At 69.0% G+C, this 15,329-nt stretch carries 14 protein-coding genes; 10 read left to right on the plus strand and 4 right to left on the minus strand.

Annotated elements, in window-relative coordinates:
- Positions 1 to 66: 66 nt before the first annotated feature.
- Both kdgD and ABNQ40_RS03585 read right to left on the minus strand, forming a co-directional pair.
- Positions 67 to 978, minus strand: coding sequence for a 5-dehydro-4-deoxyglucarate dehydratase (gene kdgD, locus ABNQ40_RS03580; RefSeq protein ID WP_109050334.1), 912 nt, complete (start codon positions 976 to 978; stop codon positions 67 to 69).
- A gap of 311 nt (positions 979 to 1,289) precedes the next feature.
- On the minus strand, positions 1,290 to 2,021 hold the full coding sequence (locus tag ABNQ40_RS03585; protein WP_174469584.1) for a FadR/GntR family transcriptional regulator: 732 nt from the start codon (positions 2,019 to 2,021) through the stop codon (positions 1,290 to 1,292).
- Positions 2,022 to 2,282: 261 nt separating this feature from the next.
- Between ABNQ40_RS03585 and ABNQ40_RS03590 the strand changes: the two genes are divergently transcribed.
- Positions 2,283 to 3,863 (plus strand): aldehyde dehydrogenase (NADP(+)), encoded by a 1,581-nt coding sequence (locus ABNQ40_RS03590; RefSeq protein WP_391345551.1) that lies wholly within the window; start codon positions 2,283 to 2,285, stop codon positions 3,861 to 3,863.
- A gap of 32 nt (positions 3,864 to 3,895) precedes the next feature.
- On the opposite strand, the gene tcuB is transcribed toward ABNQ40_RS03590, so the two are convergent.
- Positions 3,896 to 5,020 carry a tricarballylate utilization 4Fe-4S protein TcuB gene (tcuB, locus tag ABNQ40_RS03595; RefSeq protein WP_109047372.1) on the minus strand — a complete coding sequence of 375 codons (1,125 nt, stop codon included), beginning with the start codon at positions 5,018 to 5,020 and terminating at the stop codon, positions 3,896 to 3,898.
- Complete coding sequence (gene tcuA, locus ABNQ40_RS03600) at positions 5,007 to 6,389, minus strand: FAD-dependent tricarballylate dehydrogenase TcuA (RefSeq protein ID WP_109490645.1); 1,383 nt, start codon at positions 6,387 to 6,389, stop codon at positions 5,007 to 5,009. The genes tcuB and tcuA overlap by 14 nt, the downstream gene beginning before the upstream one ends.
- A 500-nt stretch (positions 6,390 to 6,889) precedes the next feature.
- Between tcuA and ABNQ40_RS03605 the strand changes: the two genes are divergently transcribed.
- The 9 genes from ABNQ40_RS03605 to ABNQ40_RS03645 are packed head-to-tail and all read left to right on the plus strand — an operon-like array spanning position 6,890 to position 15,324.
- Entirely contained in the window at positions 6,890 to 7,543 is a 654-nt protein-coding gene (locus ABNQ40_RS03605; RefSeq protein WP_109047371.1) for a cytochrome c3 family protein, read from the plus strand.
- Positions 7,540 to 8,040, plus strand: a complete 501-nt coding sequence (locus ABNQ40_RS03610; RefSeq protein ID WP_391345554.1) for a TAT-variant-translocated molybdopterin oxidoreductase — start codon at positions 7,540 to 7,542, stop codon at positions 8,038 to 8,040. Before ABNQ40_RS03605 ends, ABNQ40_RS03610 begins: the two co-directional genes overlap by 4 nt.
- Positions 7,935 to 10,523, plus strand: coding sequence for a 4Fe-4S dicluster domain-containing protein (locus ABNQ40_RS03615; RefSeq protein WP_391345555.1), 2,589 nt, complete (start codon positions 7,935 to 7,937; stop codon positions 10,521 to 10,523). Before ABNQ40_RS03610 ends, ABNQ40_RS03615 begins: the two co-directional genes overlap by 106 nt.
- Positions 10,524 to 10,527: 4 nt before the next feature.
- Positions 10,528 to 11,901 (plus strand): NrfD/PsrC family molybdoenzyme membrane anchor subunit, encoded by a 1,374-nt coding sequence (nrfD, locus tag ABNQ40_RS03620; RefSeq protein ID WP_247879475.1) that lies wholly within the window; start codon positions 10,528 to 10,530, stop codon positions 11,899 to 11,901.
- Complete coding sequence (locus tag ABNQ40_RS03625) at positions 11,898 to 12,449, plus strand: DUF3341 domain-containing protein (protein WP_109047369.1); 552 nt, start codon at positions 11,898 to 11,900, stop codon at positions 12,447 to 12,449. Before nrfD ends, ABNQ40_RS03625 begins: the two co-directional genes overlap by 4 nt.
- Positions 12,446 to 12,979, plus strand: coding sequence for a cytochrome c (locus ABNQ40_RS03630; protein WP_109047368.1), 534 nt, complete (start codon positions 12,446 to 12,448; stop codon positions 12,977 to 12,979). The genes ABNQ40_RS03625 and ABNQ40_RS03630 overlap by 4 nt, the downstream gene beginning before the upstream one ends.
- The gene (locus ABNQ40_RS03635) at positions 12,976 to 14,043 is read left to right on the plus strand and encodes a hypothetical protein (protein ID WP_109047367.1); all 1,068 of its coding nucleotides are present in this window, start codon (positions 12,976 to 12,978) and stop codon (positions 14,041 to 14,043) included. The genes ABNQ40_RS03630 and ABNQ40_RS03635 overlap by 4 nt, the downstream gene beginning before the upstream one ends.
- Positions 14,036 to 14,518 carry a hypothetical protein gene (locus tag ABNQ40_RS03640; RefSeq protein WP_109047366.1) on the plus strand — a complete coding sequence of 161 codons (483 nt, stop codon included), beginning with the start codon at positions 14,036 to 14,038 and terminating at the stop codon, positions 14,516 to 14,518. The genes ABNQ40_RS03635 and ABNQ40_RS03640 overlap by 8 nt, the downstream gene beginning before the upstream one ends.
- Positions 14,515 to 15,324 carry an SCO family protein gene (locus ABNQ40_RS03645; RefSeq protein ID WP_146255383.1) on the plus strand — a complete coding sequence of 270 codons (810 nt, stop codon included), beginning with the start codon at positions 14,515 to 14,517 and terminating at the stop codon, positions 15,322 to 15,324. Before ABNQ40_RS03640 ends, ABNQ40_RS03645 begins: the two co-directional genes overlap by 4 nt.
- Positions 15,325 to 15,329 lie beyond the last annotated feature (5 nt).

Raw genomic sequence — 15,329 nt, forward strand, 5'->3', positions numbered from 1 at the left:
GGCGCCTGCCCGTCCGGCTTTGGCGTTTCGCCGTGGTTTGATTGGCCCTGGCCTATCGGCCGGGACTTACTGGGGTCCCAGCGCCTCGACCAGGGCGCGCAGCTCCTCGACCTCGGCGGGGGTGCAGTCGATCAGCGGCGCGCGCACCGGGCCGGCGGGACGGCCCACGATGGCGGCGCCCGCCTTGACGATGCTGACGGCATAGCCGGCCTTGCGGTTGCGGATCGCCAGATAGGGCAGGAAGAACCGGTCGAGCAGCCGGTCGGTGGTGGCGGTGTCGCCGGCGGCGACCGCCTGGTAGAACTCCATCGCCGTGCGCGGGATGAAGTTGAAGACGGCCGACGAATAGACCGGAACGCCGATGGCGCGATAAGCCGCGGCGTAGACCTCGGCGGTCGGCAGGCCGCCCAGATAGCTGAAGCGGTCGCCCATTTTGCGGCGGATGGTCGTCATCAGCTCGATGTCGCCCAGCCCGTCCTTGAAGCCGATCAGGTTGGGGCAGCGCTCCGCCAGCGTCGCCAGACGGTCGGCGCCCAGCTTGCAGGTGGCGCGGTTGTAGATGATGACGCCGATGCCGACCGACTTGCAGATCGCCTCGACATGGGCGGCAACGCCCTCCTGGTCGGCTTCCGTCAGGTAATGCGGCAGCACCAGGATGCCGGCGGCCCCGGCCTTCTCGGCGGCCTGCGCCATCTCCACCGCGATGCGGGTGGAATAGCCGACGCCGGCGATGATCGGCACCTCCTTGCCACAGACCTCGACGGCCAGCGAGACGACGCTCCTGTGCTCGTCGGGCGTCAGCGAGAACAGCTCGCCGGTGCCGCCGGCGGCGAACAGGGCCGACGCGCCGTAGGGCTTCAGCCATTCCAGGCGGCGGGCATAGCCACCCGGCTCGAAGGTGCCGTCGGCGGTGAAATCGGTCAGCGGGAACGACAGGAGACCTTCGCTGACGACGGCCTTCAGGGCTTGCGGTTCCATCGGGGGCATCCTTGGAAAACGGTGGAGACACGATCCGCAGGGGAAGGGCTGCGGGCATGGTGGTTTTTGAACGTCGGTGTGTCTGGAGGATCCAGGCCGGGTTCGCGGCGATCCGTCTGACACCGTCGTCATCCGATGACAGGACGATTACCATCATATCAGTCATCATACAAGTGGTTTGATGCGGGCGGCGGCAATCCGTCTTCCCACCAATCCGCGCATGGCGAAAGCCGGTCCACAAAGCAAAAGGGACGCGACCGGCGGTCCGGCGGCGTCCCTTCTGATCCCGCAAACCCGGAACGGGCGGACGTTCAGCCCGTCGCGGCAGTCGCCTTGAAGTCGCCGCCGGCACGCAGCCGGTCGCGGCTACCGTTCAGATGCAGGCGGATGGCGGCGCGGGCGCCCTCCGGGTCCTGGCGTTCGATGGCGGAGTAGATGGTCTGGTGCTCGTCGTTGATCCGCCGCAGATACTGGCGGCGCGAATCCCCCTCCAGATGCCCGTAGCGCACGCGGGCACGCGGGATCAGCAGCGACCCGAGATACGAGAACAGGGCCAGGAAATGCTTGTTTCCGGTCGCTGCGGCGATGGCGCTGTGAAAGGCCAGATCGGCGTCGATGGCGTCCTCGCCCGCCTCCACCGCCGCCGTCATCGTGTCCAGCGCCTCGCGCATGCGGGCAAGCTGGGCATCGTCGCGGCGGATGGCAGCGAGATAGGCCGCTTCCGATTCCAGGCTGATGCGGACCTCCAGCACCGAGATCGCCTCGTTCACCGCCTCCAGCGTCGATTCCTCGATGCGGAAGGGCAGGATCGCGGCGTCGCGCAGGACGAAGGCCCCCAGCCCCTGCCGGGTGGAGACCATGCCGACCGCCTTCAGGTTGGCGATCGCCTCGCGCACCACGGTGCGGCTGACGCCGAATTCGTCGATCAGGTCTTGTTCGCTCGGCAGCCGGTCGCCACTCTTGAACTGTCCGCTGGAGATCCGTTCGGCCAGGGCATCCACCAGTTGCTTCGCCAGCGGGTCCCGGCGCCTGCGCGCTGTCATCACCATCCTCACCCAAACCCGGTTCCGGGACGGACCGCCCGTCACCACTCCATGTCCCAGAGTTAACACCCACAAAACCTATACGACAATAGACAAGCCGGCCTGCCGGCCCGTGGAAAGGCGGCACATCGGCGCCGCTCCGCACCACCCCACTTGTATGATGACTGATGTCATGATAGATCGCCTCTCCAACAAATGTTCGGCCGCTCTTGTCGGCGGACGCCCCTTTCCCGGCGTTCCGCCCCTGAAGGAGACCCCAAGATGACCATCACCGGCGAGATGCTGATCGGCGCGACCGCCCACCGCGGCAGCCAGGGCGAGTTCCGCGCCGTCGACCCCGCCACCGGCGAAGCGCTGAATCCCGTTTTCGGCGGCGGCGGTGCGGCCGAGGTGGAGCGCGCCTGCGCGCTGGCCTGGGCCGCCTTCGACGCCTTCCGCGAGACCGGCCTGGAGCAGCGCGCCGCCTTCCTGGAGGCGGTCGCCCAGAACATCCTCGACATCGGCGACGAGCTGATCGTCCGCGCCATGGCCGAGAGCGGCCTGCCGCGCGCCCGGCTGGAGGGCGAGCGCGGCCGCACAGTCGGCCAGCTCCGCCTGTTCGCCCAGGTGGTGCGCGAGGGCAGTTGGCTTGAGGCCCGCATCGACCCGGCCATGCCAGCGCGGACGCCGCTGCCCCGCGCCGACATCCGCCAGCGCCACATCGCGCTGGGGCCGGTCGCCGTGTTCGGCGCGTCGAACTTCCCGCTCGCCTTCTCGGTCGCCGGCGGCGACACCGCCTCTGCCTTCGCCGCCGGCTGCCCGGTGGTGGTCAAGGGCCACGGCGCCCATCCCGGCACCTCGGAGCTGGTCGGCCGCGCCATCCAGGCGGCGGTCGCCTCCTGCGGCCTGCCCGAGGGCGTCTTCTCGCTGCTGTTCGGCACCGGCAACGAGATCGGCACCGCGCTGGTCGCCGATCCGCGCATCAAGGCGGTGGGCTTTACCGGCTCGCGCGCCGGCGGGCTGGCGCTGATGGGGGTGGCGGCCAAACGGCCGGAACCGATCCCGGTCTATGCCGAGATGAGCAGCATCAACCCGGTCTTCCTGATGCCGGCGGCGCTGGCATCGCGGGCCGAGGCGCTGGGCAAGGCGTTCGTGGCGTCGCTGACCATGGGCGCCGGGCAGTTCTGCACCAACCCCGGCATCCTGCTGGCGGTGGACGGGCCGGACCTCGACCGCTTCGTCGCCGCGGCGGTGGAGACTCTGGGTGGCAGTGCAGCCTCTACCATGCTGACGCCGGGCATCTATGCCGCCTTCGACAGCGGTGTCGCCAAGCTGGCCGGCAGCGGCGAGGTGGAGACTCTGGCGCGCGGTCTGGCCTGCAACGGGCCGAACCAGGCGCAGGCGGCCTTCTTCACCACGACGGCGGACGCCTTCCTGGCCGACACGGCGTTGCAGGAGGAAGTGTTCGGCGCCGCCTCGCTGCTGATCCGTTGCCCCGATGTGGCGGCGATGACGGCGGTGGCGGACAGGCTGGAAGGGCAGCTGACGGCGACCTTGCAGATGGATGGGCCGGACAAGGCCGCGGTGGCCGGGCTGATCCCGACGCTGGAGCGCAAGGCCGGGCGCATCCTGGCGAACGGCTGGCCGACGGGGGTGGAGGTCTGCCACGCGATGGTGCATGGCGGCCCGTTCCCGGCGACCTCGGACCCGCGCAGCACCTCGGTCGGCACGCTGGCGATCCGCCGCTTCCTGCGTCCGGTCTGCTACCAGGACATCCCCGCAGAGCTGCTTCCGGAAGCCCTGCGCGACGGCAACCCGCTCGGGCTGTGGCGCCGGGTCGACGGGGAATTGGGCCGCGGCTGACCGTCTGTCGGGACGGGGGGCAGTGGGGCAAATCAGCCCCTGCCCCGCCGTTCCATCGCAGCGCGCAACAGGGCGGCGAAGCGGAAGGGTGCGTGCAGGGACTTGCTATAGGGCAGCGTCGCGAACCAGCCGAGGACGAGGCCCAAATGGACCAGCAGCAGCGGTCCCATCGCCGCCGTCTCGCGCAGAGCCAGCAGCCCCAGGCCGCTGACCGCCACCAGAAACAGCAGCGCCAGAAGGGAACAATCAGCACCGGTCAGGCTCGCCGCCACGGGTGCGGGATCGGCGCGCAGCTTTAGTGAAGCCAGCCCTGCCGTGCCGATCACCATGCCGACCCCGCCAAGGCTGCCGAACAGGACCGGCAGGCTTGTCAGCGGATAAGGCGCCGGCCATCCCAGCAGATGGTCATAAACGGTCGCCACGCAGGTCGAGGCGAAGCAAAGCGTCACCCCGTAGAACAGCGCATGATGAAAGCGGCGACGTGCCTGGGAAAAGCCTTCATCCCGGTCGTTGCAGCCGACCCCGCCGCCGCCAAGATTGCGCAAGGTGGCGGCGTCGGACAGGGCATCGCGCAGCGCCGGCAACAGCGGCGCGCCGGCCGGCGCCGGTCCCATGCCGCGCCAGAAGGATGCGACACTGAAGCCGATGGCGAGCAGCGACCACAGCATCACCACCCCGGCGACACCGGCGATAATTTTCCACGGCACCAGCCGGTAGAAGGCGCCCGGCCCCGATTGTCGCCCGAACAGCGTCTCCGGCGGGACCCACAGCAGGGCCGGAACGACCACGAGGGCGACCGCCGACAGGACGACGGCAGCCATGGCGGCAACCGCGGACCATCCCGCATGGGGCACTCGTCCCCTGAGCAGAGCTGGCCAGACATGGTCGCGATAGGACTGCTGCCGGACCAGACTCAGGCTTTTCGGCAGGTTGAGGTCGAAGACGTGGGGCGGCGCGTATTGGCAGGCATGATAGCAGGACCGGCAGTTGTGGCAGAGGTTGGACAGGAAGGTCAGATCCTCCGCCGACACCAACCGCCGCGATTTGAGCGCAGGGAAGACGGCGCAGTAGCCGTCGCAGAACTGGCAGGCGTTGCAGATGTCCAGCGCCCGGCGGGCCTCCGCCGCGATCCGCTGCGTATCGTCAGCGCAGGGCATGAGTTGCGGCCTCCCGACCGGCGATGCGGCCGAACACGGCGCCGATGGTCATGGCGCTCCCCGCCAGATAGCCCGTTCCCAGGATGTTGGGCGCCATGATGACTCCGGCGGCATGGACTCCGTCGATGGCCGTCCCATCCGGCCGCAGCACACGTGCCCGCCCGTCGACCCGCACCCCCAGGCAGGTGGAGGTGACACCGGCCCGCACCGGGTAGGCGCCGAAGGGCGGAACCGTGATCGGCGCGGCCAGCCGGGTCTTCGGCGGATGGACGCCTGCCGTCGTGCCGCCGCCGGTGACCGTGGCATTGAGGGCGGCATTGAAGGCCGCCACCGTGGATTCCAGCGCCGGCGGACCGATGCCCAGAGCCGAGGCCAGCCCGCCGATGCTGTCCGCCTGGATCGCCGGGAAGATGGAGGGCCGGAACCGCTCGGCAATGGCGGAATCGAAGACCGAAAAGGCGACGGCACCGGGGCAGCGGGCCACCAGGTCGCCCCAGGCCGTGTAGCGCGACGACCCGACGACCGCCCCTTCGTCGGCGAAACGCCGGCCATCCCGATCCACGACGATGCCATGGGGAAGGCCATCCAGCCGCGTGACGATGCCGCCGTCGAACAGCGGAGCGCGGCCGTCCACCGCCACCATATGGCAGCGGTCCGCCGCCCCCACCGGATCCGCGCCGTCCTCCAGCAGTGCCTTCAGCGGGACGCCCGTCGCATGCGGGGTGCCGCGGATCGTGAATTCGCCGGCAGCCCCACCCCACTGCTGCCGCAGCCAGCCGAGATCGGCCTGGAACCCGCCGGAGGCGACGACGAGCGCTTTCGCACGGATGGCGACGGTCGCATCGCCGACGGTGACGGCCGGCGGCCAGTCCCGCAAATGCAGGGCGCGCACGGCGCTGTCGTAGCGGACGACGACGCCCAGCGCTTCCGCCGTGGCGTAGAGCGCATTGATCAGGGCTTTCCCCCCGCCCAGGAAGAAGGCGGTCTTGCGGGAATAGGGCAGGACCTCGTCGGTGCCGCGGTGAAACCGCACGCCGTTGCCGGCCAGCCAATCGACGATGTCGGCGCTGGCGTCGATAAATTGGCGCGCCAGCCCGTCATCGACGGAATTTACGGCAGCCCCGGCCACCCGTTGCAGGTCGGCATGGTAATCGTCGGTCGGATAGCACCCTCGCACCCACGGTGTCGGTGCGTCGTGCATGACCCGCATGTTGCGGGAGTGGCGGGCGTTCCCTCCGCGCAGCGACTTTGATGCGGCCTCCAGCAGCAGGACCGATGCACCGGCCCGGCGGGCCGCGATTGCGGCACAGAGCGCCGCGTTGCCGCCGCCCACCACCAGAACATCGCAGTCGCACGAAACACGGGTCATCGATCCGTCGCAGCAGAAGGCGGTCCGCCCCCGGTCTGCCGGACGGAGCCTGAAATGCATGGCTTTAGCGCCGGACGGCATCGCAGGGGAAGAGGCGGCACCTGCGACACAGCGCAGCGGCCACCGGAAGGCGCCTATGTCCCGATCTTCCAGTCAGTGCCCCCCTTGCCGAAAGTACCCCCGATCCGCACTGTCCACAGCGCTTCGGAAAACTGTCCGATTGGCCCGGATGGGCTGGGGCAGTCGGGCTAGCCCGACCACGGCATGGAACCTGACGACGAACAGGCGCTTGTAGCGACGGGGTGGCGCGCAGACCCCGCTTGCAGATGGCCGCCCCCACCAAAGCCCGCCGCACCGGGTTCGGGCTCCGCCTGAATCCCGCCGACGACCGACCCGGGCAGCTTTGCGTCTGCCGGGGCGGACAAGTCAGGGAGACGCACATGGATCGACGCCGCCCTCTGCAATCGTCCTCTCCGGCGGCGTGACGGGGGGTCTGAGCCGTGCCGGGTGTCTTCAGCCCCACCGCCAACATCCTGACCAAACTGGTGCTCTACACCCTGCTGGCGGGATTGGTCACGCTGGTCGGCGGCGCGTGGTTCTTTCCCAACACCACCTATGCGACGCGGGTCGGCATCGTGCAGCCGCAGCCGGTTCCCTTCAGCCATGAACATCATGTCGGCGGGCTGGGACTGGACTGCCGCTATTGCCATACGTCGGTGGAGGTATCGGCGAATGCCGGCCTGCCGCCGACCCACACCTGCATGACCTGCCATTCGCAGATCTGGACCAATGCGGAGTTGCTGGCCCCGGTGCGCCAGAGCCTTGCCACCGGAACGCCGATCCGCTGGAACCGGGTCAATGCGCTGCCCGACTACGTCTTCTTCAACCACAGCATCCATGTCGCCAAGGGTGTCGCCTGCACCACCTGCCACGGGCCGGTGGACAGCATGCCCCTGACCTGGAAGGGAGCGAGCCTGCGGATGAGCTGGTGCCTCGACTGCCATCGCGATCCGGCCCCGAACCTGCGCCCGAAGGAGGCGGTCTTCGACACCGGCTGGAAACGGGCCGCAACAACTCCATCCGGCGAGCAGTTGATGGCCCGCTATCACATCCATCCCGAAACCCTGTCCGACTGCTCGGTGTGCCACCGATGACGGCTCGGGAGGAATTGGAGCGGGAGGAGCTGGCCCGGCACATCGAAGGCCGGCTGGCCGGAAAGAGCGGCCGGGCGCTGTGGCGCAGCCTGGACGAGCTGTCGCGAGAACCGTCCGTGCTGGAGATGCTGCGTGCCGAGTTTCCCGGCCTGCCGGATCTGGCCGACGCGCGGGTCGGCCGCCGCCGGCTGTTGGAGCTGATGGGTGCTTCCTTCGCCCTGGCCGGGCTGTCGGGCTGCGGACCGGGAGAGGCATCGGAGACGGCGATCCCCTATGTGACGATGCCGGCCGGGCTGGTGCCCGGCGTCGCCCGCCATTTCGCAACGGCGGTCACCCGTGGCGGCTATGCCGACGGCGTGCTGGCGATCCACCAGATGGGCGCCCGGTCCAGTTGGAAGGCAATCCGGACCATCCCGCCAGCCTGGGCGCGCTCGATCCGATCATCCAGGCCAGCATCCTCGATCTGTACGATCCCGACCGCTCACGGACCGTGCTGAAAGCCGGCCGGGCGGCGAGCACCAACGGGATGGTCAAGGCGCTGGTCGACCGCCTGCCCGCCCTGGCGGTGCGCGGCGGCGGCGGGCTGCGACTGCTGACCGGCACCGTCACTTCCCCCACGCTGGCCCGGCAGATCGGGGCGCTGAAGCGGCGTTTTCCGGCGATGCAGTGGCACCGTTGGGAGACCGACGGGCGCGACACGCTGCGGGCCGGTGCGGTTCTGGCCTACGGCCGGCCGGTGGACACCGTGCTGCACCTCGACAGGGCGAAGGTGATCCTGGCGGTGGAGAGCGATTTCCTCGACAGCGCGCCTGGGCACCTGCGCTACGCCCGCAACTTCGCCCGCCGCCGCCGTGCGGCGGAGGACGGACGGCCGGAGGAGATGAGCCGCCTCTATGCGGTTGAAAGCTCGCCCACCCTTGCCGGTGCCCGCGCCGACCACCGTTTCGCGGTTCGTCCGGACGAGGTGGAGGCGGCGGTGCGCGCGCTGGCCGCCGAGCTTGGCGCCGGGCCGGCGGAGTGGCGGCAGGGTGCTCCCGGCTGGCTGGCTGCCGTCGCCCGCGACCTGTCCGCCAACCGCGGCGCGGCGCTGGTCCATGCCGGGCCGGCACAGCCGTCTGCCGTCCACGCGCTGGTGCATGCCATCAACGATGCCCTGGGCGCACCCGGACAGACAGTCAGCCGCATCGAGCCGGTTGAAGCCGATCCGGTCGACCATGCCCAATCGCTCGGAGAACTGGCCGCCGATATGGCGGCCGGCGGAGTCGACACGCTGCTGATCCTGGGCGCCAATCCGGCCTTCACCGCGCCCGCCGACCTCGACTTTGCCGGCGCGTTGGAAAAGGTGCCGCTGTCCATTCATCTCGGCGCCGCGGTGGACGAGACAGCCATGCTCTGCACTTGGCATGTGCCGGAGGCGCATGAACTGGAGCGCTGGGGCGATGCGCGGGCCTTCGACGGCACGGTCACCATCCAGCAGCCGCAGGTCCAGCCGCTGTGGGGCGGCTGGTCGCCACAGGAACTGCTGGCGGTCCTCGACGGAGAGACGCGGCCCGACGGTTACGCCATCGTCCGGCAGAGCTGGAGGGAACGCTTCCAAAGCAAGGGCGACGCGGAGGATCTGTGGGCAGAGGCCCTGCGCATGGGCGTGGTGCCGGACAGCGCCGCCGCACCGGTTTCCGTTTCGCTGTTGCCCGGCTTGGCGAACCGCCTGCCCCTGGCGTCGGCACAACCAGATGGCACGCTGACCGCCCTCTTCCGGCCGGATCCGTGGCTGCGCGACGGGCGCACCGCCAATCTCGGCTGGTTGCAGGAACTGCCGCGGCCCTTCACCACCCTGACCTGGGACAACGCCCTGCTGATCGCACCGGCGACCGCGGAGCGGCTGGACCTCAAGAACGAGGATGTGGTGGAGGTGAATACCGCAAACGGTCGGCTTCGGGCGCCGGTCTGGCTGCTTCCCGGCCATGCCCCGGACTGCGTCACCCTGCCCTTCGGCTTCGGGCGCCGGATCGTGGGCCGGGTCGGGCGCGATGTCGGATTCGACGCCTTCCGGCTGCGGACCCTGGGAAATCTGTGGCAATTGCCGGGAGTGGAGCTGCGCAAGACCGGGGAAAGCCACCGCTTGGCCGCCACCCAGCACCACCAGATGATCGACTCCCCCGACGTGGTCCGCCACGCCACGCTGGACGAGTTCCGCCGGGATCCGGGCTTCGCCAAGCGCAAGGAACCGGAACATTCGCTCTATCCGGATTACGAGTATCCGCGGAACGCCTGGGGCATGGCGATCAACCTGAATGCCTGCATCGGCTGCAACGCCTGCACTGCTGCCTGCCAGGGCGAGAACAACATCGCTGTGGTCGGCAAGGAGGAGGTGCTGCGGAACCGCCAGATGCACTGGATCCGCATCGACACCTGGTACGAGGGCGAGGCGGAGGCTCCGGAGCAGACCCTTTTCCAGCCGATGACCTGCATGCATTGCGAGAACGCGCCCTGCGAGGTGGTCTGCCCGGTCGCCGCCACCATGCATGACGCCGACGGGCTGAACGTGATGGTCTACAACCGCTGTGTCGGCACCCGCTTCTGCTCCAACAACTGCCCGTACAAGGTCCGGCGTTTCAACTACTTCAACTATTCCGGCGACGACAACCGGCTGTCGATGTCCTGGAACCCCGACGTCTCGGTCCGGGCCCGCGGCGTCATGGAGAAATGCACCTACTGCATCCAGCGCATCCGCAACGCCCGCATCATCGCAGACCGCGAAAACCGGCCGATCCGCGACGGAGAGGTGAAGACCGCCTGCCAGCAGGCCTGCCCGGCCGAGGCCATCGTCTTCGGCGACCTGAACGACCCCCACAGTGCGGTCAGCCGGCGCAAGGCGAGCCCGCTGGACTATGGCGTTCTGACCGAACTGAACACCCGGCCGCGCACGACCTACGAGGCGCGGCTGCGCAATCCGAATCCCGAGATTGGGGAGGTGTGAGCCGGTGAGCGCATCGCCCGAGACCGAACGGAACCTGACACGGGTGATCGAACCAGGGGTGACCGCCCCGGCGGTGACCGCGCATGTCAGCGACCTCGTGCTGGAGCGCCGCACGCCCCTGTGGTGGTGGGTCGGCTTCGGGGTGTCGTTCGGGCTGTTCGGGCTGTTCCTGGCGGCGATCGGCTGGCTGTTCATCCGCGGCGTCGGCATCTGGGGCATCGACTGGCCCATCGCCTGGGGCTTCGCCATCGGCAACTATGTCTGGTGGGTCGGAATGGCGAGCGGCGGGACGCTGATCTCCGCCCTGTTCTTCCTGACCCGGTCGGAATGGCGCAGCGCCACCAGCCGCATCGCCGAAACCATGACGGTGTTCTGCGTCGTCTGCGCCGGGATCATGCCGGTAATCCATCTCGGGCGCTGGTGGTATTTCTACTGGCTGTTCCCCTATCCCAACACGATGGCGCTGTGGCCGCAGTTCCGCAGCCCGCTGCATTGGGATTTCGTCGCCATCCTAGTCTATGTCGCCGGGTCGCTGCTGTTCTGGTATGTCGGGCTGCTCCCCGATTTCGCCACCCTGCGCGACCGCGCGCGGCGGCGCTGGCAACGGGTGCTGTACGGGTTGCTGGCGCTGGGCTGGCAGGGGTCGTCGGAGCACTGGCGCCAGTTCAGGATGCTGTACGGGCTGTTCGCTGCCTTGATGGCGCCGCTGGTCTGCTCCATCCACAGCATCGTCGGGTTGGATTTTGCCGGCGGTCTGACGCCGGGCTGGCACGAAACCCAGTTCCCGCCTTATTTCGTCTTCGGTGCGGCGCTGTCCGGCTTCGCCGTGGTGCTGATGCTGGTCATTCCGCTGCGCCGGGCGCTGGAACTGACCGGGGTCATCACACAGCGCCACATCGACGTGCTGGCACGGCTGATGCTGACCGCCAGCCTGCTGCTGTCCTACTGCTACCTGATCGAGATCTTCATGCCCTTCTACCGGGGGGAGGAGCGCGAGATCACCGTGGCGATGTCGCTGCTCGGCGGATATTACGCCCCCTGGTACTGGGCGAAGATCGTCCTGAACGGCATCGTCCCACAGATCCTGTGGGTCCAGGCGGTGCGGCTGAACCGGCAGGTGCTGTTCCTCGTGGCGCTGGGCGTGGTGATCGGCATGTGGATCGAGCGCTACGTCATCGTCGTCGGCAGCCTGCACCGGAACCACTCGGAATCGAGCTGGTTCGTCTTCATACCGACGGTCTGGGACTGGGCGACGCTGGCCGGCTCGGTGGGGCTGTTCCTGACCTGCTTCTTCCTGGCGCTGCGCTTCATCCCGATGGTGTCGATGTTCGAGCTACGCGAACTCTTTCGCAAAAAGCAGGCGGAGGGTGAGCGATGAGCGTGCAGCGCGGCACCGGCCACAGCCTGCGTGGCAGGATGGCCGCCTTCGACGACCCGGACGCGATGCTGGACGCCCTGCGCCGTCTGCGGCGGGCGGGGTTCTCCCGGCTGGAGGTCTACAGCCCCTATGCGGTGGAGGGGGTGGACGAGCTGCTGGACCGTAAGCCGCGGGCGCTGCCGCTGATCGTCGTGGCAGCCGGTCTGCTGGGGGCGGTCGGCGGGTTCTTCCTGCAATATTGGGGAATGGTGCTGAGCTATCCGCTGAACATCGGCGGACGGCCGCTGAACAGCTGGCCGGCCTTCGGCCCCAGCACCTTCGAACTGGCGGCGCTGGCCATCCTGCTGGCGGGCTTCCTGGCCTTCTGCAAATTCTGCCGGCTGCCGCGCCTCTACGATCCGATCTTCGATGCGCCGGGGTTCGAACTGGCCTCGCAGGACCGGTTCCTGATCTGGATCGCCGAACGGGAGGGGCGGGACGACAGCGAGCTTTTGCAACGGCTGCTACCAGAGGGCAAGGGCGTGCGGATCGACGTGGTGCCGGCATGAGACGGCTGTCTCCTCTCGTCCTCCTGCTGTTCGGCGTGTCGCTGCTGACGGCCTGCGACAACATGGCGAAGCAGCCGCGTGACAAGACCTGGACGCCGGCCAATGGCAATTCGGCCAACGCCGGACCGGACCGGAAGGTCTGGCCGCCGCAGCCGGCACCGAACGCCATCGCCCGCGAAGACCGCCCCCAGCCGCCGCCGGCGCTGACGGCGGCCCTGCTGGCCCGCGGCAAGGAGCGCTACGAGATCTATTGCACGCCCTGCCATGGCTATCTCGGCGACGGCGACGGCATGATTGTCCGGCGCGGCTTTCCGCAGCCGCCCTCCTTCCATGGCGACGCGCTGCGCAATGCCCCGACCCGGCATTTCTACGAGGTCGCCACCAATGGCTGGGGGGCGATGTATTCCTATGCCGACCGCGTCGGTTCGGACGACCGCTGGGCCATCGCCGCCTATATCCGGGCCTTGCAGACCAGTCAGAACACCGCCGCGGCCGAGTTGCCGGAAACGGTGCGGGGGAGGTTGCGATGAGCCGCCGTCCGCTCATCGCCGCCATGGTCGCGGCATTTATCGGGGCGGCGGTCTGCGCCGTTGGAGCGCTGACCGATCCGCAGGCGGTGTTGCGCGGCTGGCTGGCCTCCTTCGCCTTCTGGATCGGGCTGCCGCTGGGCGCCATGATGATGCTGTTCGCCCATGATCTGACCGGCGGGCGTTGGGGAACCGCTGCCGTGCCGGCGCTGCGGGCGATGGTGGCTTTCCTGCCGCCGATGCTCCTGCTGCTGGTGCCGGTGCTGGCCCTGCTGCCGGAGCTGTATCCCTGGGCGCGGGCGGCCGACGCCACGCATCTGAAGAACCGCTTCTACCTGAACGAACCCTTCTTCTACGGACGGACGGCGGTCTATGCCGTGGTCTGGCTGGGGCTGGCGCTTGTGGCCCAGCTGTGGTCGGGACGGAACCGCAACCAACTGGCGGCGCCCGGGCTGATCCTGCTGGGGCTGACCGTCACCTTTGCATCCTTCGACTGGTTCATGTCGATCGAGCCGGATTGGGGCTCCAGCATCTACGGGATGATGATCGTCGGCGGCCAGCTTCTGGGCGCCCTGGCGCTGGCGACGCTGGCCGCCGTGCTGGGAGGGCGGACGGATGCCGGGCAGCGCCACGACCTGGGCAGCCTGCTGACCGCCGCCATTCTGCTGTGGTTCTACCTGTCCTTCATGCAATTCCTGATCGTCTGGCAGGAGAACCTGCCGCAGGAGATCACGTGGTACGTCGCGCGCCTGTCCGGAGGCTGGGGCTGGGTCGCGACGCTGGGCGCACTGGCGCAAGGGGCTTTGCCCTTCGCAGCCCTGATCTGGTGGCCGGTGAAGCGCAGCCGGGGCGGGTTGGCCGCCGTCTGCCTGCTGCTGCTGGCGGCGCATCTGCTGGAATGCTGGTGGCTGATCCTGCCGGGGCTGGCCGGCGGCTTCACCTGGTATGCCCCTGCAGCTGCGCTGGCGATGGGCGGGGCCTGCATGGCGCTTTGCCTGTGGCGGCGCTCCACCGCTCACGCCGCGCAGCCGGCCGGCCGGTTGGTCGGGGAGGCCGGTCATGGCTAAGGCCACACGCATCGGCCGGTCCGGCATGGCAAGCGCCGCCGCGGCACTGCTGTTCGGATGGCTGCGGCAGGGACGCCGCCGGCCGCCGAAGCGGAAGCCGGAGCGGGACGGCAGCAATCCCGACACGACGTTCGAGACGCGGGACACCCCGCCCTGGCTGTTCCCGGTGCTGGGCGGGTTGGCGGCAGGCCTGATCGTGATGATCGTGGTGTCGCTGCTGCTGATCTTCCCCAACGCAACCAGGGACGAGAACCATGCGCTGACGACGCCGATGCTGGAGCCGCGCCTGCAAACCGATCCCGTCGCCGACCTCAAGCGCTACAAGGCGCAGGCGATGGAACGGCTGACCGGCTATGGCTGGGCCGACCGCGCGCATGGCATCGCCCACATCCCCATCGAGGAGGCCATGCGCCGTGTCGCCGAACGCGGCATCGCCGACTGGCCGGCCGATGCAAGGCGGGAGGCGCAGCGATGACAAGGTTCGCGATGGCTGCCCTGCTATTCCTGCTGTCGGGCCTGACCGCCGACGCGGAGGCCTCTCCCGCCACCCTGCTGCCAGGAAACTTCACCGAGTTCGCTTTCGATCAGCGACCGGGAGCACAACTGCCGCGTGACGTCAGGCTGCGTGACGAGGCTGGTTATGCGGTCACGACCGCCTCCCTGTTCGACAGGGGCAAGCCGCTGGTCCTGGTCTTCGATTATTTCCGCTGCACGACGCTGTGCGGGGTGGTGCTGGGCGATCTGGCGGCGGCGCTGGCGCAGGTGCCGCTGACGCCGGAAAAAGACTACACGGTGATGGCGGTCAGTTTCGATCCCGGCGACAGCCCGGCAGACGCCGCGGCGCTGAAGGCCGGGCATTTCGAACGCGATCCGGCACTGGCCGGCGCCATCCACGCGCTGGTGGGCGATTCCACTGATCGAGGGCGCGAGGTGCGCCGCCTCGCCGATGCCGCCGGCTTCCGCTACCGCCTCGACGAGACGACGGGGCAGTATGTCCACCCGGCGGGCGTCGTGCTGGTGTCGCCGGGAGGGAGGGTCTCCCGCTACATCCTGGGGGTGGGATACGACCCGACCGATCTGCGGCTGGGACTGGTCGATGCCTCCAGGGGAGCGGTCGGATCGGTGGCCGACCATCTGCTGCTGCTCTGCTACGGCTATGACGCTGCGCAGGGCCGCTACACCGCCGAGGTGGGCCGGCTGATCCAGGCGACCGGTGTGCTGTCGGTGCTGGCACTCGGGCTGCTGGTCTGGCGCGCCGCGCGCCGACCGGGACGGGGATGAGGGCG

Source organism: Azospirillum sp. A23 (assembly GCF_042938965.1).
GTDB classification, from domain to species: Bacteria; Pseudomonadota; Alphaproteobacteria; order Azospirillales; family Azospirillaceae; genus Azospirillum; species Azospirillum melinis.